We start from the raw sequence: 23653 nt of genomic DNA, 5'->3' as shown, positions 1-23653 counted from the left end.
TAGTTTGGCAAATCAGGGAGACTGGGCGGTATGCGCGCAAGCAGGCTCCTGTCCCTCCTCCTGCTGCTCCAGACGCGCGGCCGGATGACGGCCGCCGAGCTCTCGGAGGAGCTGGAGGTCTCGGTGCGCACCGTGTACCGCGACGTGGAGGCCCTTTCGTCCTCCGGCGTCCCGGTCTACGCCGACCGCGGACCGGCGGGCGGCTACCAGCTCCTCGACGGCTACCGCACCCGGCTCAACGGCCTGACCGCCGAGGAGGCCTCCTCGCTGTTCCTGGCGGGGCTGCCCGGCCCGGCCGCGGAGCTGGGCCTCGGCGAGGTGGCCGCCGCCGCCGAGCTGAAACTGCTGGCCGCCCTGCCGCCCGAGCCCCGCTCGCACGCCTCGCGCATGCGCGACCGGTTCCTGCTGGACGTGCCCGGCTGGTACCGCGACGCCGACGACGTCCCGCACCTCGGCACCGTCGCCGACGCCGTGTGGGAGGGGCGCAAGATCCGCATGGTCTACCGCCGCTGGGGCCCGTCCGAGGTCGTGCGGCAGGTGCGCCCGTACGGCCTGGTGCTGAAGGGGGGCTCGTGGTACATGGTCGCGGCTCCGGACGACGCGCCGGCGCGCACGTATCGCGTCGCGCGCGTGATCTCGGTGGAGGTGCTGGCCGAGCGCTTCGCCCGCCCGGATGACTTCGACCTGGCGGACTTCTGGCAGGCCTACTCGGCCGACTTCCGCGACCGCATGTACACCGCCGAGGCCACCGTACGGCTGGCGCCCGGCGCGGAGGGCCTGCTGCGGGTGACCATGGGCACCCGGCCGGTGGACACCGCGCTGGCGGACGCCGGCCCGCCCGGCGAGGACGGCTGGAGGGTGCTGCGGCTGCCCGTCGAGTCGGTCAGGCACGCCTGCTGGCTCCTGCTCAGGATGGGCGCGAGCCTGGAGGTGCTCGGCCCGCCCGAGCTGCGCGAGATGATGGCCTCGACCGTGTCGGAGCTGGCGGCGGTGTACGGCGCGGGCGTCCCCGCGTCTCTCACCCGGCCCGCACCGCGCTGAGGCCCGCGTCGTACGGCCGGGATCTCACCCGGCCCGCACCGCGCTGAGGCCCGCGTCGTACGGCCGGGATCTCACCCGGCCCGCACCGCGCTGAGGCTCTCGTCGTACGACTGGAACGCCGGCACGCCGACCGCGTGGGGAGAGACCACCACGACCGGGCACCGGGCCCCCATGACGCACGCGGCGAGCACCGGGGCGGCGGTCACGGGCGTGCCCGGCTCGGGCCTGCGGATGCCGAGCACGAGCATCTCGGCGTCCTCGCAGTGGTTGAGCAGCACCTGGGCGGGAGGGCCCTGCGCCACGATGGGCTCGATCGAGGGGGCCACCTGGGCCACGATGGCGCGCGTCTGCGCCCTGGCCGCCTCGTACTCGTCGTCATGGGAGCGCCAGGAGCCCATCGGCGCGTACGAGGCGCGATGCTGCCCGGACCACTGCCAGGCGTGCACGGGCTGGAGCACCGCGTCTCGCAGCCGGGCCTCACCGAGCGCCCAGAGCAGTGCGGCGGTCGCGGCGGGGGAGTGGCTCACGCCCACGACGATGCGTGGCCGGGTCGTGTTGTGCGTCACGGGAACCTCCTCCTCATCGAGCATCGCCTGCCCGGAGTGACGTCCCGCCAAAGCGCTGGGAAAATCACCACTAAATGTCACATTTTCTGCACAGGACGTGACGGCTCTCTGTGAGGGTCCGGAAGCCCGTGCCCGGCGGGGATCCCGGCTCTCAATCTACAAAGTAAAGGCGTCAGGAACGTGGCCCGGCTCCCTTCACGGCCGCCTCGATGCCGTCGAGGACGACGGCGAGGCCGGCCTCGAAGGTCTTCCTCGCCTCCCGCTCCAGATAGGGCACCGTGTCGTCCCCCGCCGCGTGCTCGTCCTCGGCGGCCTTGAGCTGCAGCCAGGTCACCATCGGGAACCGCTCGGCGAAGTCGGGCGCGACCTGCTCCAGAAGGGACGAGCGGGTGAACCACCACTCCTCGTCGGACACCCCGGTCGCCGCCGCGGCCTGCCGTGACTCCGCGATCGTCTGCGCCGCGCCGCGCACGAAGTGGAACAGCGTCCCGACGAGGCGCCGCAGCACCCCGGCGCCCAGCCCGGTCTCGCGCAGGACGCGCAGCAGCGTCTCGAGCGAGACGTACTCGTTGGGGCCGAGCACCGGGCGCGCCTGCGACACCTGCAGCACCCAGGGATGGCGCAGGTAGAACGCCCAGGTGTCCTCGGCCCAGGCCGTCGTGGCCGGCCGCCAGCCCGTGCCCGCCTCGTACCCGGTGGGCAGCTCGGCCAGCGCCCGGTCGTACATCAGGTCGACCAGCTCGCTCTTGCTGGGGACGTAGGTGTACAGGGCCATGGCCGTGCGCCCGAGCCGCTCGCCCACCGCGCGCATGGACAGCGCCGCCATGCCCTCGGCGTCGGCGACGGCGATGGCGGTGTCCACGATCAGGTCCACGCTCAGCCCCGGCTTGGGGCCCGGGCCGGTGCGGACCGGCCCGGATCCCGCCGCGCGCCACAGCAGGGCCATCGAACGGTGCGTATCGCCCTGTCCCGCGTAGACGACCACTTGCAACTCCTTATGGCATAAAGTAACTTTGCCAGGCTATCTCTTTATGGCGTAAGGATATCAGGAGCGACATATGGATCCCGATCAGCCCAGCGGGTACGGGCGGGACGCCGCGGACGGCCACGACGTGATCGAGGTGCGCGGGGCCAGGGAGAACAACCTGGCGGACATCTCGCTGGACATCCCGAAGCGGCGGCTCACGGTCTTCACCGGCGTCTCGGGGTCGGGTAAGTCGTCTCTGGTCTTCGGCACCATCGCCGCCGAGTCGCAACGCCTGATCAACGAGACCTACACGGCGTTCGTCCAGTCGTTCATGCCGAGCCTCGGCCGGCCCGACGTCGACGCCCTGCGCAACCTCAGCGCCGCGATCGTCGTCGACCAGGAGCGCATGGGGGCCAACTCCCGCTCCACGGTCGGCACGGCGACCGACGCCCACACCATGCTGCGCATCATGTTCAGCCGGCTCGGCACCCCGCACGCCGGCACCTCGTCCGCCTTCAGCTTCAACAGCGCGGAAGGCATGTGCCCCGAGTGCGAGGGGCTCGGCCGGGTGTCCGACATCGACGTGACCCAGCTCGTGGACGTCGGCCTCTCGCTCAACGAGGGGGCGATCACCGTCCCAGGCTTCGCGGTCGGCTCGTGGTACTGGCAGATCGTGGCCCAGTCGGGGTTCTTCGACCCCGACGTCAAGCTGAGGGACTACAGCCCCACCCAGTGGGAGGACCTCCTGCAGTACAAGCCCGTCACCAAGATCAAGGTGGGCGGCGTCAACACCACCTACGAGGGGCTCGTCGTCAAGGTGCGGCGGGTCTTCCTCGACAAGGACCGCGAGTCGGCGCAGCCGCACATCCGGGCGTTCCTCGACCGGGCCGTGAAGTTCACCGGCTGCCCCGCGTGCGGCGGCACCAGGCTCAACCCCGCCGCGCTGGCCGCCACGATCGGCGGGCTCAACATCGCCCAGTGCTCGGCCATGCAGATCGGCGACCTGGCGGCCTTCCTCAGGGACATCGAGGACGAGTCGGTCGCGCCGCTGCTCGGCACGTTGCTCAACACGCTGGACTCACTGGTCGAGATCGGCCTCGGCTACCTGAGCCTCGACCGCGAGTCGGGCACCCTGTCCGGGGGAGAGGCCCAGCGGGTGAAGATGGTCCGCCACCTCGGTTCCAGCCTCACCGACGTCACCTACGTCTTCGACGAGCCCACGGTGGGGCTGCACCCGCACGACATCCAGCGGATGAACGACCTGCTGCTCCGCCTGCGCGACAAGGGCAACACCGTCCTGGTCGTCGAGCACAAGCCCGAGGTGATCGAGATCGCCGACCACGTGGTCGACCTCGGCCCGGGGGCGGGCCCGTCCGGGGGGCAGGTGTGCTTCACCGGTGACCTGGCCGGGCTCCGGGGCTCGGGCACCCTGACCGGGCGCCACCTGGACAACCGGGCCCGGCTTCGCGAGCACGTGCGCACCTCTCACGCGCGGCTGCCGATCACCGGCGCGAGCCTGCACAACCTCAAGGACGTGAGCGTCGACATCCCGCTCGGCGTGCTCACCGTGGTCACCGGCGTGGCCGGATCGGGCAAGAGCTCGCTGATCCACGGCTCGCTTCGCGGCAGGGCGGGCGTGGTCGTGGTCGACCAGTCCGCGATCCGCGGCTCCCGCCGCAGCAACCCGGCCACCTACACCGGCCTGCTCGACCCGATCAGAACCGCCTTCGCCAGGGCCAACGGGGTCAAGGCCGCCCTGTTCAGCGCGAACTCCGAAGGCGCGTGCCCCACCTGCAAGGGCATCGGCCTGGTCTACACCGACCTCGCCATGATGGCCGGGGTGGCCTCGGTCTGCGAGCAGTGCGAGGGCAAGCGGTTCACCCCCCAGGTGCTCACCTACAAGCTGCGCGGCAAGGACATCAGCGAGGTGCTCGGCATGCCGGTGGCCGAGGCCCTCGGGTTCTTCCCCTCGGGTCCCGCCAGGGTCATCCTCGACCGGCTCGACTCCGTGGGCCTGGGCTACCTTGGTCTCGGGCAGCCGCTCACGACCCTGTCCGGGGGCGAGCGGCAGCGGCTCAAGCTGGCCATCCACATGGCCGAGAAGATCACGACGTACGTGCTGGACGAGCCGACCACCGGCCTGCATCTGGCCGACGTGGGCCGGCTGCTGGCCCTGCTCGACCGGCTCGTCGACGACGGCGGCACCGTCATCGTGATCGAGCACCACCAGGCCGTGATGGCCCACGCCGACTGGCTGATCGACCTCGGCCCCGGCGCCGGTCACGACGGCGGCCGGGTGGTGTTCACCGGCACCCCCGCCGACCTCGTCGCCCATGGGGACTCGCTCACCGCCCGGCACCTGCGCGCCTATCTCAAGGGCGCCGGAGCATAGCGGACCCCACCTTTGTCTTATGGAGGATTCGATGGACCTGGCCGTCTCGTTGATCACGGTCACCGATGTGAGGCGCGTCACCCCGCACATGGCGCGGGTCACCTTCGACGCGGGTGATCTCGCCGCCGCGATCGGCGACGAGCCCGACCAGCAGGTGAAGCTCTACTTCCCGAAGCCGGGCCAGGCGGTGCCGAAGCTGCCGGAGCCCGGCGGTGACTTCATGCGCTGGTATGAGGCCTTCAACGCGATCCCCGAGGACGAGCGGCCGTGGATGCGCAGCTTCACCATCCGGGCCGCCGACCGCGAGCGCAAGACGGTCGACATCGACTTCGTGCTGCACGGGGACGCCGGCCCGGCGGCGCGGTGGGCGGAGTCGGCGCGGCCCGGTGACGTCCTCGGCAGGTTCGGCCCGTCGGCGATGTTCGCCCGGCCCGTCCCGCTCAGCGCCGCCATCGGCGCGAGCGACTGGCTGCTGCTGGCCGGGGACCAGGCGGCCCTGCCGGCGATCGGCACGCTGGTCGAGTCGCTGCCCGAGGGTTTCCGGGCCGTGGCCTACGTTGAGGTCGGCGGCGCGGCCGAGGAGCAGTCGTTCGCCTCGCGCGGCCGGGTGAGCGTCCACTGGGTGCACCGCGGGCACGTGCCCCCCGGTCACGGCGACGCGCTGCTCCAGGCCGTGCGCGGTGCGGAGTTCCCCTCGGGGCGGGTGTTCGCGTGGCTCGCCGGCGAGGCGGGCACGGTACGCGCGCTGCGCCGGCACCTGGTCGGCGACCGCGGCGTGGACAAGCGGTCGATCGACTTCACCGGCTACTGGCGGCTCAGGCTGACCCAGGACGACGCCCCCACCGAGCAGGACCTCACCGACGCGGCGGAGCTGCTGGCACGCGCGCGGGAACTGTCGGCGGACGCCCAGGCCCGCGAGAACGGCTGACATTGAGGAGGCAGGTGAGCCCGCACGGTGGGGTTCGACCCCACTTCTGACGCCGGGCTCGCCGGCCGATCGAGCGGACGGCGCGAGCCGTCCTGGACGGAGGATCCTTTGATCATCGAGGCGCGTGGGCTGCGCAAGACGTTCACCGCCCGGCGGGGCCGTGGCAGGACCGAGCAGGTGGAGGCGGTCAGGGGCGTCGACCTTGAGGTGGAGGCCGGGCAGATCTTCGCCGTGCTCGGGCCCAACGGCGCGGGCAAGACCACGACCATCAGGATGCTGGCCACCCTCATCCCGCCGACGGCGGGCACCGCCAGGGTCGCGGGCCACGACGTGGCCAGGGAGCCGGGCAAGGTGCGCAGGAGCATCGGTTACGTCGGCCAGGCCGGGGGCCTGGACGAGAACTCGCCCGGGCGCGCCGGGCTGGTGTTCGCCGGGCGGCTCGGCGGCATGTCGCGCAGGCAGGCGGAGGCCAGGAGCGAGGAGCTCCTGGCCGCGTTCGGCCTCGCCGAGTTCGCCGACCGGCCGGTCAGGACGCTGTCCGGCGGCCAGAAGCGCCGGTTCTCCCTCGCCGTCGGCCTGGTCGACCGCCCGCCGCTGTTCTTCCTGGACGAGCCGACCACCGGGCTGGACCCGCAGAACCGCGCGAACCTGTGGGACGAGGTGCGCTCCCTGCGCAGGCAGGGCACCAGCGTGCTGCTGACCACCCACTACCTGGAGGAGGCCGACGCGCTCTGCGACCGGCTGGTCATCATCGACCACGGCCTGGTGGTGGCGGAGGGCAGCCCGGCCGAGCTCAAGAAGGAGGTGGCGGGCGACGTCGTCACCCTCAAGCTGGGAGACAGCGCAGAGGACGTCGCCTCCGGGCCCGGCGGGGTGCTCTCGGCGGGAGGGCCCGGCGTGAACGAGTCCGCCCGGGCGCTGCTGTCCGCGCAGCCGTACGTGCGAGAGGTCCGCACCGAGGACGAGACGTTGCGCGCCTACGTCGACGACGGCGAGCACCACCTCCCGCATCTGCTGCGGGCCCTTGAGGACGGCGGCCTCGCCATCCGGTCGATCTCCCTGGACCGGGCCACGCTCGACGACGTCTTCCTGCGCCACACCGGACGATCGCTCCGCGACGCGGACTGACCGATAGGACCCCCCGTGTTCCGACAGACCCTGCTGTTCCTCGACTACGAGCTCAGGCTCACCCTGCGCAACCCCGTGTGGCCGCTGTTCGGGCTCCTGCAGCCGGTGATGTACCTGCTGCTGTTCGCCCCGCTGGTGGCCAACACGACCGTCGGCGGCACCATGGCCGACACGCTCAAGCTCTTCACCCCGGGCGTGATGATGATGATCGCGCTGTTCGGCTCGCTGTTCGTGGGCTTCGGCATGATCAACGAGATCCGCAACGGCTATCTGGAACGGCTCGCGGTCAGCCCTGCCTGGCGTCCCGCGATCGTGCTCGGCCGTACCCTGCGCGACATGCTGGTGCTGGTCGTGCAGGCGCTGCTGGTGGTCGGCCTGGCGTGGCTGATGGGCATGCGGGCCAGCGTGCCGGGCCTCGCGGTGATGCTGCTGCTCATGGCGGCCACCGGCCTGCTCGCCTCCGGTCTTTCGTACGGCATGGCGCTCGCGCTGCGCGACGAGAACGGCATGGGGCAGATCATGCAGTTCTTCGCGCTGCCGCTGATCTTGCTGACCGGCATCATGCTGCCCATGTCGCTCGCGCCGGAGTGGATGCGCACCCTGGCCAATTTCAACCCGCTCTACCACGCGGTCGAGGCGGGCAGGTCGCTGTTCGACGGCGACTTCACCGACTCCTCGATCCCGCTGGCCTTCGGCCTCACCCTGGTCCTGGGCGCCCTCACCATGACCTGGTCGGTCTCCTCGATGAAGAAGCTGGCCGGCTAGCGCTGGCCGTGGGCTAGCCGGCCTGAGGCTCGTCTGTCAGCCGTTTTGGGGCGGGGCCTCGGTGCTGTCGACCAGCACGCAGTCGGCCACGGGTCCGTTGGAGACGCGCGCGGAGCCCTGGGCGATCGTCATGTCCGGCCCTTCGTAGACGCTGAACTCCAGCACCGCGGTCTGGCCGTGCTTGACGACCTTGGGGTTGATCGTGAAGTCCTGGCCCTTCTGCGGAGGCAAGACGGCGAGGGGAGCTTCCTGATCGGACACGAAGTCCTGGCTGCGTGGCTGCGGGCTGCACTCCTTGCCCGTGGGGATGTAGTCCACGACCGCGTTGAGGCCCATGGCCCGCAGGTCCGCCTGAAGGTCCTTGGGCTTCTTGGCCTCGTTGATCATGATGTTGATGAGGCCGTCGTCCGTTCTGGAGATGGCGTAGGCCTGGGCACCGCCGCCGAAGGCGAGCGGCACGGCGATCGCCATGATGGTGGCGGTGGCCAGGACCGGGACCAGGACGGCGGGGCGCGAAAGGCGCCACTTCGGCTTGGCAGGTCGGTCGTGCTGATGGATCTCGGTCATGACGAACTCCTTGAGTTGCCGGTGCCGGCCCTGGGGGAGCTCCGGCTCGACCTGAAACGGCAGAAGCCTGGCCAGCTCGTCTCGCTCGCCTGCGTTCATCGGTGCTCCTCCTTCGTGGACCGGACCGCGATGTCGCGGTCACCTCTTTCCTGTCGGGACGGCGGTGGCGGTTCCACTCCGGCCGAAAGGTTCTCCAGCTTCTTCCGAGCCCTGGAGAGCCGGGAGCGGACCGTGCCCACCGGGATGCCCAGTGCCTCGGCCGCCTCGGAGTAGTCGAGGCCCGACCAGACGACGAGCGCGAAGACCTCCCGCTCCTGGCGGCGCAGCGAGCCGTACGCCTGCCGGATCGCGGCCAGCCGCTCGGCGTCGTCGATGCGCCCGACGACCTCGTCGGCGAAGTCGGGAACGTCCTCACCTCTGGGCATGCGGGACAGGGCGTCATCCGACCTGCGGGCGGCGCGGCGGGCGTTGCGCGCGACGTTGGTGGCGATGCCCAGCAGCCACGGACGCAGTGAGCCGCCCTCGGCGTCGATCCGTTGCCGCAGCCGCCAGGCCTCGAGGAACGTCAGCGACATCACGTCCTCGGCGGCCGACCAGTTTCCCGTCAGCCTGAAGGCGTGGCCGTACACCGACCGGGAGAACTCATCGAAGAGGCGCTCGAACGCCTCGCTGTCCCCATCACGTATCCGGACGCGTATCGACATATCCACATAGAGGTACTGTCCGCGGCTTCCGCCGGGTTCCGACAAGTTCACCGGAAAGTGCGATGGCGCCGGCGGCGGTGGCCCGTCGGCGCCATGGTCGCCGCGAGCGCGGCGGTGTGGTGTGGTCCGTCAGGACTTGATCTGCGGGACGCTGCCCGCCGCGTAGCGTTCGCCGGCGACGGCGTCCCTCGGGGCGGCCTTCTCCAGGGCGGCCAGCTCGTCCTGCGTCAGCGCGATGTCGAGGGCGGCGACGTTCTGCTCCAGGTAGGTGCGGCGCTTGGTGCCGGGGATGGCCACCACGTCCTCGCCCTGGGCGAGCACCCAGGCCAGGGCCAGCTGTGCCGGGGTGACCCCCTTGGCCTCGGCCACCTCCTGGATCTGGGTGACCAGCCGGCGGTTGGCGGCGAAGTTCTCGCCCTGGAAGCGGGGGTTGTGCGCGCGGAAGTCGGTGGCGTCGAACTGCTCCGTGCTGGTGATCGCGCCGGTGAGGAGCCCCCGGCCGAGCGGGCTGTAGGCGACGAGCCCGATGCCGAGCTCCCGGAAGGTGCCGAGGATCTGGTCCTCGGGGTCGCGGGTGAACAGGGAGTACTCGTACTGGCCTGCGGTGATCGGGTGCACGGCGTGAGCGCGGCGCACGACGTCCGGCGACGCCTCCGAGATGCCGAGGTGGCGCACCTTGCCCGCGGCGACCAGCTCGGCGAGCGCGCCCCAGGTCTCCTCGACGGGGACCGTGGTGTCGACGCGGTGCTGGTAGTACAGGTCGATGTGGTCGACGCCCAGCCGATCGAGGGAGGCGTCGCACGCCTGGCGGAGGTAGTCGGGCCGGCCGTTGACGCCGATGCGGGTGCCGTCCTCGGCGCGCTGGATGCCGAACTTCGTGGCCAGCACGACCTCGTCCCTGCGTCCGGCGATCGCCCTGCCGACGAGCCGCTCGTTGGTGAACGGCCCGTACATGTCGGCGGTGTCGAGGAAGGTGACGCCGAGGTCGAGGGCCCGGTGGAGGGTCGCCATGGACTCGGCCTCGTCGCCCGGGCCGTAGAACTCGCTCATGCCCATGCATCCGAGGCCGAGGGAGGAGACGGTCAGGCCCTGTCCGAGGGTTCGCTGCTTCATGCGTGATTCTCCTCGATGCTCTTGCGGTAGATCTCGATTTTGTGGTCGATGAGCGTCAGGTCGTCCCGGAGCTGTTCGATGCGGGAGGTGACCTGCGCGCGGTGGGCGAGGAGGAGTTCCAGGCGTTCGCCCGAGGTCGGGACGCCACTGCCGGCGAGCTCGGCGTAGCGCCGCATGCCGGCGATCGACATGCCCGTCGCGCGGAGCCGGGAGAGCAGGACCACCCAGTCGAGGTGGCGCTGGGTGTAGCACCGGTGGCCGTTGACCCCGCGCGGGGGCGGGGAGGGCAGCAGGCCCGCGCGCTCGTAGTAGCGCAGCGTGTGGGCGGTCAGTCCGGTGCGGCGCGCGACTTCGGCGATGGTCATCCCCTCGTCCATGTCCTCCAGTCTCGGTGTTGGAGCGCACTCCAAGTCAAGTCGATCAAGATGACTTACTTTGTAAAGGCGTCGTGCCGATGAACGTGATGGCCGAGGACCTGGGCGCGTTCACCGGCTCGTCCCCTTCTGGTCGACGGGATCGGCTCGATCTGGTGCTAGTGGACGGAGAAGCCGCCGTCGACGCAGATCGTCTGGCCGGTGATGTAGGCCGCCGCGTCGCCGGCCAGCAGGACGGCGGCTCCGGTGAAGTCGGCGGGCAGCCCGTTGCGCCCGGTCATGGAACGGGCCGCGAGGGCCTCGACGCAGCCGGGGATGGCCTGTGCGGGCTCGGTGAGCGGGGTGAGCACGAACCCGGGCACGATGGTGTTGCTGCACACCCCGTGCGGTGACCACGCCTCGGCCTGCGAGCGGGAGAGGCCGGTGATCGCGGCCTTGCTGACGCCGTACGCGCCGCTGTCGCCGAACGCGCTGATCGACTGCTGCGAGCCGACGTTGATGATGCGGCCCCAGCCGCGCGCGGCCATGCGGGGGCCGAAGTACTGGCCGAGCAGGTACGGGGCGGTGATGTTGACCCGCATGGTGGCGTCGTAGTCGCCGGGGGTGAGCTCGCTCATGGGGCGGCGGATGTTGTTGGCGGCGACGTTCACCAGGATGTCGATCTCGCCGAAGAACGTGGCGGCCTGGTCGCACACGCGCTGGACGGCCTCGGGGTCGCCGAGGTCGGCGCTGATGGCGGCGGCGCGCACCCCGTGGTCGCGCAGGCGTTCGGTGGCGTCGGCCAGCTCGCGTTCCCTGCGGGCGACGATGACGACGGCGGCCCCGGCGCGGCCGATCGCCTCGGCGATGGCGTGCCCGATGCCGGAGCTGCCGCCGGTGATCAGGGCCGTGCGGCCGGACAGGGAGAACAGCTCCTTGAGGTAGCCTTCCGGGCCTGGCGCGTCGGGTGGGGAGATCATGGGGCCAGAAGTTATCACCAGGTGCCGTACAGCTCGGCGGCGGCCGTGCGGAGCTTGCGCATGACGTCTTCGAGCTGCCGGAGGGTGTCGAGGTCGAGGCGGTCGAGCAGGCGGCGGTAGCTGGCGAGGCCCGCGTCGGCGAGCTCCTCGGTCATGCGCCGCCCCGCGTCGGTGAGCTCGACCCTGCGGATGCGGCGGTCGCTCGGGTCCTCGCGGCGGGTGACGAGCCCCTGGGCGACGAGGCGGTCGACGATGCCGGTGACGGTGCCGAGGCCGGTGCCGAGGGTGTGGGCGAGCTCCTGGCCGGAGACTGAGCCGCGGTTGGCGAGGATGAGGGCGACCTTGAGCTGCTGCATGGTCAGGTTGAGGGCGAGCAGCGGCATGGAGCGGTCGTGGGAGAAGACTCGCGCGAGGGCGTCCTGCGACTCGCCGATCCGAGCGATCAGCTCTTCTCTCTCGTCCACTTCTACCTCTCGCCCGGGCTTGATCAGGTTACCAGGAGTTCACGGCGGAGCTAAATATTCGTGCAAGGCGAAGTGTTAGCATTGCCCAAAACTCCTGTCTTTCGCAAAGTCCCGGAAGGTCCACGTCTATGACTGCTTTGGCAAGGCTGAGCCTCGCCAGCCGCAGCCTGGTCATAATGATCGCGGTTGTGGTCAGCGCGTTCGGTGCCTTCGCGATCCCCTCGCTGAAGCAGCAACTGCTGCCCTCGCTGTCGTTCCCGGGGGCGTTCGTCGTGGCGCCCTACCCCGGCGCCTCTCCCGACATCGTCGAGGAGCAGGTCACCAAGCCTGTCGAGAGCAGCCTGCAGGGCATCGCCGGTGTCACCGAGATCACCTCGACCTCCCGGGAGGGCTCGGCCCAGATCCAGGTGTCGTTCGAGTACGGCACCGACGTCGAGGCCGCGGTCGGCAAGCTGCAGCAGGCGGTCGCGCGGCTCGGTGCCCAGCTGCCGAGCGGCGTGGAGCCGACGGTGGTGGCGGGCAACACCGACGACATCCCGGTGATGGTGCTGGCGGTGAGCGACGGCGGCGACCAGCGCGGCATGCTGGACAAGCTCGAGCGCATCGCGGTCCCCGACCTGCAGGGCGTCACCGGGGTGCGCGAGGTCGCGGTCACCGGGGCGAGCAAGCAGACGGTCGTCATCACGCCGAACCTTCTGAAGATGGCGTTCCTCGGGCTGTCGCCGGCCTCGATCCCCGAGGTTTTGCGGGCCAACGGTACGCCGATCCCGGCGGGCACGCTCACCGAGGGCGGCAAGGCGCTGACCGTGCAGATCGGGCGGCGCATCTCCTCCATCGACGACCTGAAGAACCTGTACCTGACGCCGCAGGCCCCGGCCGCGCAGCCCCAGACCCCTTCGCGGGCCCAGGGCCGGTCGGGCGGCCAGGGGCAGGCGGCGGCGGGCGCCTCGCGGACCGGTGCGGCTCAGCCGGCCCCGGCTCAGGCGGCCCCGGCTCAGGCGGCCCCGGCCGCACCCAAGCCGGTCAAGCTGGGCGACGTCGCGACGATCGAGGAGAAGCCCGCCGACGCGACGACGGTCACCCGCACCGACGGCAAGCCGAGCCTCGGCATGTCGATCACCATGACGCCCGACGGCAACGCCGTTCAGATCTCCCACGACGTGAACGGCAAGCTGGCCGGGCTGACGCGGGCGCTGGGCGACGCCTCCGAGATCACGGTGGTGTTCGACCAGGCCCCGTACGTCGAGCGGTCGATCGAGGACCTGTCGACCGAGGGCCTGCTCGGCCTGGTGTTCGCGGTGATCGTCATCCTGCTGTTCCTGCTCTCGCTGCGCTCGACGATCGTGACGGCGGTGTCGATCCCGCTGTCGGTGGTGATCGCGCTGATCGCGCTGTGGGTGGGGGACTACTCGCTGAACCTGCTGACGCTGGGCGCGCTGACGATCGCGATCGGCCGGGTGGTGGACGACTCGATCGTGGTGCTGGAGAACATCAAGCGGCACCTGGCGTACGGCGAGGAGAAGCGCCAGGCGGTCCTGACGGCCGTGCGCGAGGTGAGCGGCGCGGTGACCGCGTCCACGCTCACCACGGTGGCGGTGTTCCTGCCGATCGCGTTCGTGGGCGGCATGATCGGCCAGTTGTTCGCGCCGTTCGCGATCACGGTGACGGTGGCGCTGCTCGCGTCGCTGCTGGTCGCGCTGACGGTGATCCCGGTGCTGGCGTACTGGTTCCTCAGGGCGCCGAGGCTCTCCGCGGAGGAGGCACGGGCCGTACGGGCGCGGGCGGAGGCCAAGGAGCTGCGCAGTCCTCTTCAGAGGATGTACCTGCCGGTGCTGAGGTTCGCGACGCGGCGGCGGTTCGTGACGCTGCTCGTCGGGTTCGCGATCTTCGTGGGGACGCTGGCGCTGGCGCCCGGGTTGAAGACGAACTTCATCGACTCCTCGGGCAACGACACGATCTCGGTGACGCAGAAGATGCCGCCCGGCACCGATCTGGCGACCACCGACGCGGCGGCCAAGAAGGTGGAGGAAGTGCTCTCCGCCATCAGGGACATCGCGTCGTACCAGGTCAACGTGGGCACGGGCGGCGCGTTCTCCGGTGGCGTCGGCGGTTCGGCCGACAGGGCGTCGTTCTCTGTGACGGTCGCGGAGGGCGTCGACACCCCGGTGCTCGAGCAGACGCTGCGCGACCGGCTGGCCGCGCTGCGGGACGTCGGCCAGGTCACCGTCGGCGGCCAGGGCGGCGGCGGGTTCGCCTCCGACCGGGCCGAGGTGATCCTTCAGGGTCCCGACCAGTCGTCGCTGCAGTCGGGTTCCGACACCGTGGTGGCGGCCATGAAGCGCATCGACGGGCTGCGTGACGTGAGCTCCAACCTGGAGGCGAGCGCGCCGCGCGTCGAGGTCAGGGTCGACAGGCGGAAGGCGGCGGCCAAGGGGCTCACCGAGGCGGGCATCGGGCAGGCCGTCGCGCAGGCGTTCCGTGGCGCGCCGATCGGCCAGGTCACGCTGGACGGCCGGGCGAACGACATCATCCTGCGGGCCGGCGGCAACGCCCCAGGCGACCTGGCCGCGATACGGGCGCTGACGCTGCCGTCCGCGTCCGGCATGGTCAAGCTGTCCAGCGTGGCGGAGGTGCGGCAGGTCGCCGGCCCGACGCAGATCACGCGCAAGGACGGCGACCGCACGGCGTCGGTCTCGGCGGCGGCGACGGCGAGCGACCTGGGCAGCGTGACGGCGAAGATCACCGACAGGATGAAGTCGCTGACGCTGCCCGCCGGGGTGACCTACACCATCGGCGGGGTGAGCGCCGACCAGAACGAGGCGTTCGCGCAGCTGGGCCTGGCGATGCTGGCGGCGATCGCGATCGTCTTCATGATCATGGTGGCGACGTTCCGCAGCTTCGTGCAGCCGCTGATCCTGCTGGTGTCGATCCCGTTCGCGGCGACCGGCGCGATCGGGCTGCTACGCCTGACCGACACCCCGATGGGCGTCCCCGCGCTGATCGGCATGCTGATGCTGATCGGCATCGTGGTGACCAACGCGATCGTGCTGATCGACCTGATCAACCAGTACCGCGAGCAGGGCATGGGCGTGGTCGACGCGGTGGTGGAGGGCGGCAGGCGCCGCCTGCGGCCGATCCTGATGACCGCGATCGCGACGATCTGCGCGCTGACGCCGATGGCGATCGGGCTGACCGGGTCGGGCGGGTTCATCTCCCAGCCGCTGGCGATCGTGGTGATCGGGGGCCTGGTGTCCTCGACGCTGCTGACGCTGGTGCTGGTGCCGACGCTGTACACGATCGTCGAGCGCACCAAGGAGCGCTTCCGCGGCCGTTCCGGCGGGACTCAGGACCCGGAGGTGACGGTGTACGACAAGGAGGCCCTCGCCTCCCGGTAGGTCGTACGCGGGCCCCGTCCCCTCCGCTCGCGGGGAGGACGGGGCCCGCCGTCGTTCCCGGGCGGGACGGCGGGAGGTGGTGGGCCGGTCGCCGCCACCAGCGGCCGGGCCCCATAGACTGAGGCAACGTGACCGCCAAGCCGCGTATCCCCAATGTCCTCGCCGCCCGTTACGCCTCGCCGGAGCTGGCCCATGTGTGGTCGCCCGAGCACAAGGTGCTGGCCGAGCGGCAGTTGTGGCTGGCCGTGCTGAGAGCGCAGGCCGAGCTGGGCGTCGAGGTGCCCCCCGGTGTCGTCGACGACTACGAGGCCGTGGCCGCGAAGGTCGACCTGGGCTCCATCGCCGAGCGCGAGCGCCTGACCCGCCACGACGTGAAGGCGCGCATCGAGGAGTTCAACGACCTCGCCGGCCACGAGCACGTGCACAAGGGCATGACCTCGCGCGACCTCACCGAGAACGTCGAGCAGCTGCAGATCCGCGACAGCCTCGTCCTGGTGAGGGACCGCTGCGTGGCGCTGCTCGCCCACCTGGCGGACCTCGCGGCCGGGCACGCCGATCTGGTGATGGCGGGCCGCTCGCACAACGTGGCGGCGCAGGCGACGACGCTCGGCAAGCGGTTCGCCACGGCGGCCGACGAGATGCTGGTGGCGTTCGCCCGGCTTGAGGAGCTCATCGCCCGTTATCCGCTGCGCGGCGTCAAGGGCCCGGTGGGCACCGCGCAGGACATGCTCGACCTGCTCGGCGGCGACCAGGCCAAGCTGGCCGCCCTGGAGGAGCGGGTGGCGCGGCACCTGGGGTTCGCCACCGGCCTCACCAGCGTCGGGCAGGTGTACCCCCGGTCGCTGGACTACGAGGTGCTGACGACGCTGGTGCAGCTGGCGGCGGCGCCGTCCAGCCTGGCCAAGACGATCAGGCTGATGGCCGGGCACGAGCTGGTCACCGAGGGCTTCAAGGAGGGCCAGGTCGGCTCCAGCGCGATGCCGCACAAGATGAACACCCGGTCCTGCGAACGGGTCAACGGCCTGACGGTGGTGCTGCGCGGCTATGCCTCGATGGCGGGCGAGCTGGCCGGCGACCAGTGGAACGAGGGCGACGTGTCGTGCTCGGTGGTGCGCAGGGTGGCGCTTCCCGACGCGTTCTTCGCCTTCGACGGGCTGGTGGAGACCATGCTGACGGTGCTGTCGGAGTTCGGGGCGTTCCCCGCCGTGATCGCGGCCGAGCTCGACCGCTACCTGCCGTTCCTGGCCACGACCAAGATGCTCATGGCGGCGGTGCGTGCCGGAGTGGGCAGGGAGACCGCGCACGAGCTGATCAAGGAGCACGCGGTGTCGTCCGCGCTGGCGATGCGCGAGAGCGGCGCGCCGAACCTCCTGCTGGATCGCCTGGCGGCGGACGATCGTTTCCCGCTGGACCGTCCCGCCCTGGACGCGCTGCTGGCCGACCCGGCGCCGTTCACCGGTGCGGCGGCCGGGCAGGTGGCCGAGGTCGTGTCGCGGGTCGGCGCCGTGACCGCCCGCTACCCGGAGGCCGCCGCCTACCGTCCGGGCGCCATCCTGTGATCCGAGAGCTCACCGAGGCCGGCGACGTCGTCTCGGCCTCCGGGGACGACTTCATGACGGTGTGGGCGGCGCAGGGGATGGGCCCCGGGGTGCGGGTGTTCGCGTCCGGCGAGGCGATCGCCGTCGTGAGCCCCGGGTTGTCGCGCCGGGACCGGATGCTCGTCACCGGGCCGCTCGATGACGCGGTCCCGCTCGTACGGCATGCCCTGGCCGAGTCGGGGCCCTCGTTCCGCCCGCTGGGGGAGGAGTCCCTGGTGCGCGGCCTGGCCGAGCGGGTCGGCGGGCTGCGGCTGGCGGGCGTGTTCGACTGGATGGACACCGGCGGCCCGCCGCCGGTCGACCCTGGCAAGGCGAGCTGGCTGGCCGAGGAGGAGTCGCCGGAGGTCGCCGCGCTGCTCGCCGACGCCAACCCCGGCTCCTACGCGGCGCCCGGCGTCCCGGGCGTACGGAGGTGGGCGGGCGTCCGTACGGACGCGGGGGCCCTCGCCTCCGTGGGGGCGGACGCCTGGACGGCGCCGGGGGCGGGGTTCATCGCGGGGGTGGCGACGGCCGTACGGGAGCGCGGCAGGGGGCACGCCGAGTCGGTCTGCCGGTTCCTGCTCGGCACGCTGCTGGCCGAGCATGGCCGGGTGGCCCTGATCGTGGACTCCTGGAACCACACGGCCATCGGCGTCTACGAACGCCTCGGCATGCGCCGCCGAAGCGTCGCCGCCGCCCACACCACCTGACGCACCAACCCTTGAGACATTCGGTCCGGCGGCACTTCGGTGAACCGGTACACCAGCCGGGGCACCCACACGGCCTCCGGCGTTACGAGGTGACGAGCATGGACCTGGTCCACGTACGCGACGGCAGGGTCGTAGGACACTGGGCCCTCCGCGACAACACCGCCATGGACCGGCGACTCGCCCTGCACCAGGACCCCTGACACCTTCCCGACGTGGACCGCACCGGGGTTTGCCGGGGCGGCTGATGTGGGCCGGGACCCAGGGGCGATGGGCGGGCGGGGAGACCTGGGGGAAGCGGTGGAGCTTCGTGGCTCTGGCCGGTTGATCTGGCTGACGCTTTTGGCCGGGGGATCGGGTGCCGCAAGAGGGCGTGGGAAAACCAGGTGAAGCTTGAAGGTTCGCCATGCACAGTTATTGAGTGATGTCCGATTTCGTTCCTGGCTTCGTTCCCGGCCGAGAGTTGTCGCGTGCGTTCTACGCGGAGGTGGTCCAACCGCTCATCGGCGAGGTGCCCCATGGCGCCGCGCTGATCGGCCCCGGTTCGGAGGTGCTCGCCTTCGACACCGAACGTTCGACCGACCACGACTGGGGCCCACGGGTCCTGGTGTTCGTGGAACCATCCCTGGTGGCCGGGCTGTCGGCCCGGCTGGACGGCGGGCTGCCCGAACGGTTCGGGGGATATCCGACGGCGTTCGGGTCCGACCGCAACCCGGTGCGGCACGGCGTCCTCGTCACCGGGTTCGGGTCATGGGCGCGCGCACGGCTCGGCTTCGACCCGCGCGGCGAGATCACCACGGCGGACTGGCTGGGGGTGTCCTGGCAGCGCCTGGCGGAGATGACCAGCGGCGAGGTCTTCCACGACGGGCTCGGCGAGCTGGGCAGGGCACGGGCGAACCTGCGCTGGTATCCCGGCGAGATCTGGCGGTACGTGCTGGCCTGCCAATGGCGGCGCGTCGCCCAGATCGAGAGCTTCCCCGGCCGGTGCGGCGAGGTGGGCGACGACCTCGGGTCGGTGGTGGTCACCGCCCGGCTCATCGAGGATCTGATGCGGCTGTGCCTGCTCATGCGCCGCCGCTACCCTCCGTACGCCAAGTGGCTGGGCAGCGCGTTCGCCCGTATGTCCGGGTCGGCGGAGCTGGAGGAGATGTTCGCGTCGGCGCTGTCCGCGCGGGGGTGGCGCGAACGCGAGGAGCATCTGAGCCGCGCGTACCAGCGGGTCGCCGCGCTGCACAACCGGCTGGCGCTGACCGAGCCGCTGGACGCCTCTGTACGGCCGTACTTCGACCGGCCGTTCCGCGTGATCGGCGCGGGCCGGTTCGCCGACGCGCTGCTGGGCACGGTCGGCCCGTCGGTGCGGTCCCTGTCACCGGCGGGATCGGTGGACCAGTTCTGCGACAGCACCGACGTGCTCAGCGACCCCACCCGATCGCTGGCCCTGACCCGAGCCGTCCACGCCCCCGCCTGACCTGGTGAATCGCCTGAGTGTCCGGTGTCGCGAGAGGCACGTGTCGCCGAGGCTCGGGGACACCACCGGTGCCCGGCTGACCTCGTCCCGGTCCTGGTGCGTTCAGCGGAACGCGGGTCCAGGCGGGGACGCGCCTCCGGTCTGGGAGCCGGGTGCACCGGGGTCTACCAGCGGTGGTGGACCTGGGGGCGGATCAGGTCGTCGTACACTTCGGCGACCGCGGCGCGGGTGGCGTCGTCCAGCGGGGGCAGGTCCGCGGCGGCGGCGTTGCCCATGGCCTGACGCTCGTTGCGCGCACCGGGGATCACCACGCTCACGCCGGGCTGGTCGATGATCCAGCGCAGCGCGAACTGGGCGGTCGTCATGCCTTCCGGCACCAGCGGCCTGAGACGGTCCACGGCCTTGAGACCGGTGGCGTAGTCGACCCCCGAGAACGTCTCGCCGACGTCGAAGGCCTCGCCGTGGCGGTTGAACGCCCGGTGGTCGTCGTCGGCGAACCGCGTGTGCTCGTCGTAGCGGCCCGACAGCAGCCCGCTGGCCAGCGGCACCCGCGCGATGATGCCGACCCCGGCCTCGATCGCGGCGGGAAGGACGCGCTCCAGCGGCTTGAGGCGGAAGGCGTTGAGGATGATCTGCACGGTGGCGACGTTCGGCCGCGCGATCGCGGTGAGAGCCTCCTCGCAGGTCTCCACGCTGACCCCGTAGGCGGCGATCCTGCCTTCTTCGACGAGGCTGTCGAGGGCGTCGTACACGGCCGGGTCTGAGTACACCGCCGTCGGCGGGCAGTGCAGCTGCACCAGGTCGATGGTGTCGACGCCGAGGTTGTGCCGCGACCGGTCGTTCCAGGCGCGGAAGTTGTCCAGGGTGTAGGCCGAGGGCTCCTGCGGCACGCGGCGGCCCATCTTGGTGGCCACGGTCAGACCCGGCCGCTCCTTGAGCAACCGGCCGACGATCTGCTCGCTGCGGCCGTCGCCGTACACGTCGGCGGTGTCGACGAACGTCACCCCGGCGTCGACGGCGGCGTTCAGCGTCGCGAGCGCCTCGTCCTCACCGACCTCGCCCCAGTCGGCGCCCAGCTGCCACGCGCCGAGGCCGACGACCCCGACCTGCCTGCCCGTTCTGCCCAGTTCACGGTTTTCCACAACCCCGATCGTAAAGGCCCCGCCGAGGCGCTCGTGCCGCCGGTGAGCGGGCCGGGCGGCCTCTCCAGGTCCGGCTGGATCTCCCGCCGGGGGAGAGGACATGCTGGGCCCATGAACGACCTGATGCCGATCGGAAGGTTCGCGCGGCTGTGCAGGCTCAGCGTCAAGCAGCTGCGGTACTACGCCGACCTCGGGCTGCTGGCCCCGGCCTTCGTGGACCCGGCCAGCGGTTACCGCTACTACCACGCGGGGCAGGCGCGCGAGGCGCTGTCCATCGGGCTGCTGCGCTCGCTGGACGTGCCGCTCGCCGCGATCGGGGACGTCCTGTCGGGCGCGTCCCCGGCCGAGGCGCTCGGCAGGGTCCGGGAGGACCTGGAGGCGGAGCTCGCCCGGCGCAGGAGGGCGCTCGCCACCCTGGAACGGGTCCTCACCGGTGGGCTGCCCGCCGCCGAGGTGAGCGTGGTACGCGAACCCGCGCACCGCGTCGCCACGGTGGAGGGCGTCGCCGATGGGCCCGAGGACATCGGCCGGGTCACCTCGGCGTGCGTGGCCAGGCTGGCGGCGGTCCTCCGGGCGCCGTTGATCGGGCTGTTCCCGGTCGACTTCGGCGACCACATCCCCGTCACCGTGGCGGCGGTCGTCGAGGGAAGGGAGGAGCCGCCGCCGGGGGTGGCCCTCGGGCTGCTGCCCGGTGGCGTGTTCGCCCGCGCGGTGCACACAGGCCCGTACGACCAGATCGGCCTGACCGCGCACGCCCTGCTCGCCTGGTGCGCCGAACGCGGGCACGGGGCGCCCGGCCCGATTCGCGAGGTCTACATCTCCGACCCCGTGACCACCGCGCCCGAAGATCTGATCACCCACCTGATGATCCAACTGGAGGATTCATGACGAACTGGTCCGCCGCATTTAATACCGGTATAATAATCACGCTACTATGGGTCTCATGGTGCGCATCCCCTTGACCGGGCCCGAACGACGCCGCGGTGAGCTGCTCGGCTCCCTCATCCGCCAGGCGCGTGGCGACCGAAGCATGGCCGAGGTCGCGACCGCCGCGGGGATCTCCGCCGAGACCCTGCGGAAGATCGAGACGGGCCGGATCCCGACGCCCGCGTTCTTCACCGTCTCGGCCCTCGCCGAGGCGCTCGGCATCTCCCTGGACACCCTGGCCGCGGTCTGCGCCGAGCACACGACGCGGTACGGCTCCGGCAGGCTGGCCGGGTAGACGGGCGGTGGCCGCCTAAATCGTTTGCGAGAGGCTTTCCGCGTATGCGAGCCTCAGCGAGCCCGCACGCGCTGCCTGCGCCGTCCCCACGCGGCCTGGCCCGGTTCGCGCTCCGTACGCTCGGTCCGGTTCGTTCCGCGCACGGAACGTGGCGTTGCGGCGTGGAAACGATGAACCTCGGGGAGTGGCATGGCAATCGCGAATGATCTCGACACACCTGATCCGCTGGTCGAATCGCTGTCCCGGTACCGGCCCCTGACCCCAGGGGAGGCGGCCGACCTGGAGCGGACCCTCGCGCTGCCTGCGGCCGGTGATCCGTGGCACCGCTCGACGGCCCTGCACGTCACCGCGTCCGCGCTGATCGTCCACCCGCCGACCCGCAGAGTGCTGCTGCGCTGGCACGCGCGCCAGCAGGCATGGCTCCAGGTCGGCGGGCACGGCGATCCGGGCGAGGCCGACCCTCTGGCCGTCGCGCTCCGCGAAGGCAGGGAGGAGACCGGTCTGGCGGATCTCGCACCCTGGCCGGGCGCGGAGATCGTGCACGTCGTCATCGTCCCGGTGCCCGCGGCCCCGCACGAGGCCGCCCACGAGCACGCCGACCTGCGGTTCGTCCTCACGACCGGCACGCCAGAGGCGGTCCGGCCGGAGAACCCGTCGGCGCTCCTGCGGTGGCTGTCCATCGAAGAGGCGTACGCCCTGACGACGGAGGAGAACGTGCGCGAGACCCTGTCCCGGGTGGCCCGCCTACTCGCCTGACCCCCGCCGAGGCCCCCGTACGGCCCGCCGAGGCGACGGCGGGCCATGCCGGCGATGTATCGCAGGGCCAGGGGACGGGCTGCGCTGCGTGGTCGATCGGCTCAGGAAGCCGGTGCTCACGAGGCTATGACAGCCGCGCGGGCCTCCTCGGCGGTGGGGTAGATCGAGAAGGCCCGGGCCAGCCCGGTGAGATGGAAGATCCTCTCGATGCGAGGGTTGAGGCCGGCGAGCGCGACGCTCCCCTCGCGGGCGGTCATGGCCCGGCGCGCGCCGAGGAAGACGCTGATGCCGGTGGAGTCGCAGAAGGCCAGGCCGGTGACGTCGATGACCAGGTGGCGGCAGCGTTCGGCGTAAGCGTCCTCGAGAGCCCGTTGCAGATGGGGTGCGCTGCCGTGATCCAGCTCCCCGGTGAGCACCAGGGTGCGCACCTTGGAAGGGCCGGCGTCCGCGGCCCCGGCGTCGATGTGCACGGTGAAGTTCATTGGTGACCCATTCACGAGGCGGTCGCGGATCTGGCAGAGGATGGCGGGCTCACGACACTGCGCGCCGCGCCGTCACCGCCCGGACCCGGCCCGGTTCCCGGCAGCAGATGTTCCACGTCGGTGACGATATGCGAAGCGGGCACGCCTGCCCACTCATAGACGATCTCGGGCAGGCGACCGCGCGCCGAGGCCACGGGATGCCATGCCACCCCTCCTCGTGCGTGGTCGTGGGTGAACCCCAGGGGCCTTCCGGCCAGCTCGCGCGCGAGACGACGCCGCGACACCCGTTCTTGCGAGCGGTGGGCGCGATGACCATGAAAGTCTCGTGCGGATCGCGGGCCGGTGGAAGTGGTGCCTGCGCCCCGTGCTCGAGGTGCGTCACCGATGTGCTCCTGGCTCATCGGCGGGTCAGTCGTGGGTGGGGACGTCGCCGAGCGCCTGCCGCAACAGCACCGCCGACCCCTGGGCGTCCCTGGTGATCCGGACCTCGTCGCAGAGCTGCCGCATGAGCCAGAGGCCCCGGCCGCGTAAGGTGGCCACTCCAGGATTGCCCGCGTCGGCATGCGCGGGGACCAGCCGCCCGAGGCAGTCGCGCACCTCCACCGTGACGAACCGGTCGTCGTACCAGGCCTGGACATCTCCCTCGCCATCGGCGTGGTCGAGCACGTTCGCGGCGGCCTCGTTCACTGCCAGCACCAGATCTTGCAGGCGGACACCGGACAGCCCGGCCTCCACGGCATAGTTCCGCACCAGCCCCCGCAACACACTCAGATCATCGGTGATCGGCCAGTACGCGGAAACACGCCCACTGCCATCCACCGGCACCCTCCAACGCCGCTCGTCGTCCACCCTGGCAAGACTCGCCACCGCGATGACCATAACGCCTGCGAGGCATTGCTCACGCCCTGGCCACCCCTACCATCCTCATCCATTGCC

At 71.3% G+C, this 23653-nt stretch carries 23 protein-coding genes; 12 read left to right on the top strand and 11 right to left on the bottom strand.

Annotation, left to right across the window (positions count from 1 at the left end):
* Positions 1 to 30: 30 nt before the first annotated feature.
* Entirely contained in the window at positions 31 to 1041 is a 1011-nt protein-coding gene (locus ACOZ38_RS22055; RefSeq protein ID WP_424533084.1) for a helix-turn-helix transcriptional regulator, read from the top strand.
* Between the two features lie 71 nt (positions 1042 to 1112).
* Here the strand turns inward: ACOZ38_RS22055 and ACOZ38_RS22050 are convergent, their stop codons facing one another.
* A complete protein-coding gene (locus ACOZ38_RS22050; RefSeq protein WP_424533083.1) occupies positions 1113 to 1607 on the bottom strand; it encodes a universal stress protein in 495 nt (164 codons plus the stop codon).
* A gap of 172 nt (positions 1608 to 1779) precedes the next feature.
* Positions 1780 to 2592: a TetR/AcrR family transcriptional regulator gene (locus ACOZ38_RS22045; protein WP_424533082.1), complete on the bottom strand. Its 813-nt coding sequence runs from the start codon at positions 2590 to 2592 to the stop codon at positions 1780 to 1782.
* Between the two features lie 73 nt (positions 2593 to 2665).
* Between ACOZ38_RS22045 and ACOZ38_RS22040 the strand changes: the two genes are divergently transcribed.
* The 4 genes from ACOZ38_RS22040 (at position 2666) to ACOZ38_RS22025 (ending at position 7787) form a co-directional block, all read left to right on the top strand.
* A complete protein-coding gene (locus ACOZ38_RS22040; protein ID WP_424533081.1) occupies positions 2666 to 4966 on the top strand; it encodes an ATP-binding cassette domain-containing protein in 2301 nt (766 codons plus the stop codon).
* 31 nt (positions 4967 to 4997) lie between these two features.
* Complete coding sequence (locus ACOZ38_RS22035) at positions 4998 to 5894, top strand: siderophore-interacting protein (RefSeq protein WP_424533080.1); 897 nt, start codon at positions 4998 to 5000, stop codon at positions 5892 to 5894.
* A gap of 111 nt (positions 5895 to 6005) precedes the next feature.
* Entirely contained in the window at positions 6006 to 7022 is a 1017-nt protein-coding gene (locus tag ACOZ38_RS22030) for an ATP-binding cassette domain-containing protein (RefSeq protein WP_424537070.1), read from the top strand.
* A gap of 15 nt (positions 7023 to 7037) precedes the next feature.
* Positions 7038 to 7787: an ABC transporter permease gene (locus ACOZ38_RS22025; RefSeq protein WP_424533079.1), complete on the top strand. Its 750-nt coding sequence runs from the start codon at positions 7038 to 7040 to the stop codon at positions 7785 to 7787.
* A 36-nt stretch (positions 7788 to 7823) separates the two neighbouring features.
* Here ACOZ38_RS22025 and ACOZ38_RS22020 read toward each other — a convergent pair whose 3' ends face one another.
* The 6 genes from ACOZ38_RS22020 to ACOZ38_RS21995 all read right to left on the bottom strand — a co-directional run bounded on the left by ACOZ38_RS22020 (position 7824) and on the right by ACOZ38_RS21995 (position 11968).
* Complete coding sequence (locus ACOZ38_RS22020) at positions 7824 to 8453, bottom strand: hypothetical protein (protein ID WP_424533078.1); 630 nt, start codon at positions 8451 to 8453, stop codon at positions 7824 to 7826.
* Positions 8450 to 9058 (bottom strand): RNA polymerase sigma factor, encoded by a 609-nt coding sequence (locus ACOZ38_RS22015; RefSeq protein WP_424533077.1) that lies wholly within the window; start codon positions 9056 to 9058, stop codon positions 8450 to 8452. The genes ACOZ38_RS22020 and ACOZ38_RS22015 overlap by 4 nt, the downstream gene beginning before the upstream one ends.
* 129 nt (positions 9059 to 9187) lie before the next feature.
* A complete protein-coding gene (locus tag ACOZ38_RS22010) occupies positions 9188 to 10171 on the bottom strand; it encodes an aldo/keto reductase (protein ID WP_424533076.1) in 984 nt (327 codons plus the stop codon).
* Entirely contained in the window at positions 10168 to 10536 is a 369-nt protein-coding gene (locus tag ACOZ38_RS22005; protein ID WP_424533075.1) for a MerR family transcriptional regulator, read from the bottom strand. The genes ACOZ38_RS22010 and ACOZ38_RS22005 overlap by 4 nt, the downstream gene beginning before the upstream one ends.
* A 167-nt stretch (positions 10537 to 10703) precedes the next feature.
* On the bottom strand, positions 10704 to 11504 hold the full coding sequence (locus ACOZ38_RS22000) for an SDR family NAD(P)-dependent oxidoreductase (protein WP_424533074.1): 801 nt from the start codon (positions 11502 to 11504) through the stop codon (positions 10704 to 10706).
* 14 nt (positions 11505 to 11518) lie between these two features.
* Positions 11519 to 11968, bottom strand: coding sequence for a MarR family winged helix-turn-helix transcriptional regulator (locus ACOZ38_RS21995; RefSeq protein WP_405148378.1), 450 nt, complete (start codon positions 11966 to 11968; stop codon positions 11519 to 11521).
* Between the two features lie 128 nt (positions 11969 to 12096).
* Here ACOZ38_RS21995 and ACOZ38_RS21990 point away from each other — a divergent pair, with 128 nt between their 5' ends.
* From ACOZ38_RS21990 to ACOZ38_RS21975, 4 genes are all read left to right on the top strand, one after another.
* A complete protein-coding gene (locus tag ACOZ38_RS21990; RefSeq protein ID WP_424533073.1) occupies positions 12097 to 15363 on the top strand; it encodes an efflux RND transporter permease subunit in 3267 nt (1088 codons plus the stop codon).
* A gap of 128 nt (positions 15364 to 15491) precedes the next feature.
* Positions 15492 to 16922 carry an adenylosuccinate lyase gene (gene purB, locus ACOZ38_RS21985; RefSeq protein ID WP_405148380.1) on the top strand — a complete coding sequence of 477 codons (1431 nt, stop codon included), beginning with the start codon at positions 15492 to 15494 and terminating at the stop codon, positions 16920 to 16922.
* Positions 16919 to 17650, top strand: coding sequence for a GNAT family N-acetyltransferase (locus ACOZ38_RS21980; RefSeq protein ID WP_424533072.1), 732 nt, complete (start codon positions 16919 to 16921; stop codon positions 17648 to 17650). Before purB ends, ACOZ38_RS21980 begins: the two co-directional genes overlap by 4 nt.
* 421 nt (positions 17651 to 18071) lie before the next feature.
* The gene (locus ACOZ38_RS21975) at positions 18072 to 19115 is read left to right on the top strand and encodes a DUF4037 domain-containing protein (protein ID WP_424537069.1); all 1044 of its coding nucleotides are present in this window, start codon (positions 18072 to 18074) and stop codon (positions 19113 to 19115) included.
* 164 nt (positions 19116 to 19279) lie between these two features.
* On the opposite strand, the gene ACOZ38_RS21970 is transcribed toward ACOZ38_RS21975, so the two are convergent.
* Positions 19280 to 20257: an aldo/keto reductase gene (locus tag ACOZ38_RS21970; protein WP_424533071.1), complete on the bottom strand. Its 978-nt coding sequence runs from the start codon at positions 20255 to 20257 to the stop codon at positions 19280 to 19282.
* Between the two features lie 111 nt (positions 20258 to 20368).
* Here ACOZ38_RS21970 and ACOZ38_RS21965 point away from each other — a divergent pair, with 111 nt between their 5' ends.
* The 3 genes from ACOZ38_RS21965 (at position 20369) to ACOZ38_RS21955 (ending at position 22235) form a co-directional block, all read left to right on the top strand.
* Positions 20369 to 21145 carry a MerR family transcriptional regulator gene (locus ACOZ38_RS21965; RefSeq protein ID WP_424533070.1) on the top strand — a complete coding sequence of 259 codons (777 nt, stop codon included), beginning with the start codon at positions 20369 to 20371 and terminating at the stop codon, positions 21143 to 21145.
* 55 nt (positions 21146 to 21200) lie between these two features.
* A complete protein-coding gene (locus tag ACOZ38_RS21960) occupies positions 21201 to 21479 on the top strand; it encodes a helix-turn-helix domain-containing protein (protein WP_424533069.1) in 279 nt (92 codons plus the stop codon).
* Positions 21480 to 21668: 189 nt separating this feature from the next.
* On the top strand, positions 21669 to 22235 hold the full coding sequence (locus ACOZ38_RS21955; RefSeq protein ID WP_424533068.1) for an NUDIX hydrolase: 567 nt from the start codon (positions 21669 to 21671) through the stop codon (positions 22233 to 22235).
* Positions 22236 to 22351: 116 nt separating this feature from the next.
* On the opposite strand, the gene ACOZ38_RS21950 is transcribed toward ACOZ38_RS21955, so the two are convergent.
* Together ACOZ38_RS21950 and ACOZ38_RS21945 are read right to left on the bottom strand one after the other, a co-directional pair.
* On the bottom strand, positions 22352 to 22717 hold the full coding sequence (locus ACOZ38_RS21950) for an STAS domain-containing protein (protein ID WP_405148388.1): 366 nt from the start codon (positions 22715 to 22717) through the stop codon (positions 22352 to 22354).
* Positions 22718 to 23125: 408 nt separating this feature from the next.
* The gene (locus tag ACOZ38_RS21945) at positions 23126 to 23584 is read right to left on the bottom strand and encodes an ATP-binding protein (protein WP_424533067.1); all 459 of its coding nucleotides are present in this window, start codon (positions 23582 to 23584) and stop codon (positions 23126 to 23128) included.
* Positions 23585 to 23653: the final 69 nt, after the last annotated feature.

Origin of the sequence: Sphaerisporangium viridialbum, assembly GCF_049674955.1 — a bacterium.
GTDB lineage: Bacteria > Actinomycetota > Actinomycetes > Streptosporangiales > Streptosporangiaceae > Sphaerisporangium > Sphaerisporangium viridialbum.
This window is presented reverse-complemented; position numbering and strand designations above follow the sequence as displayed.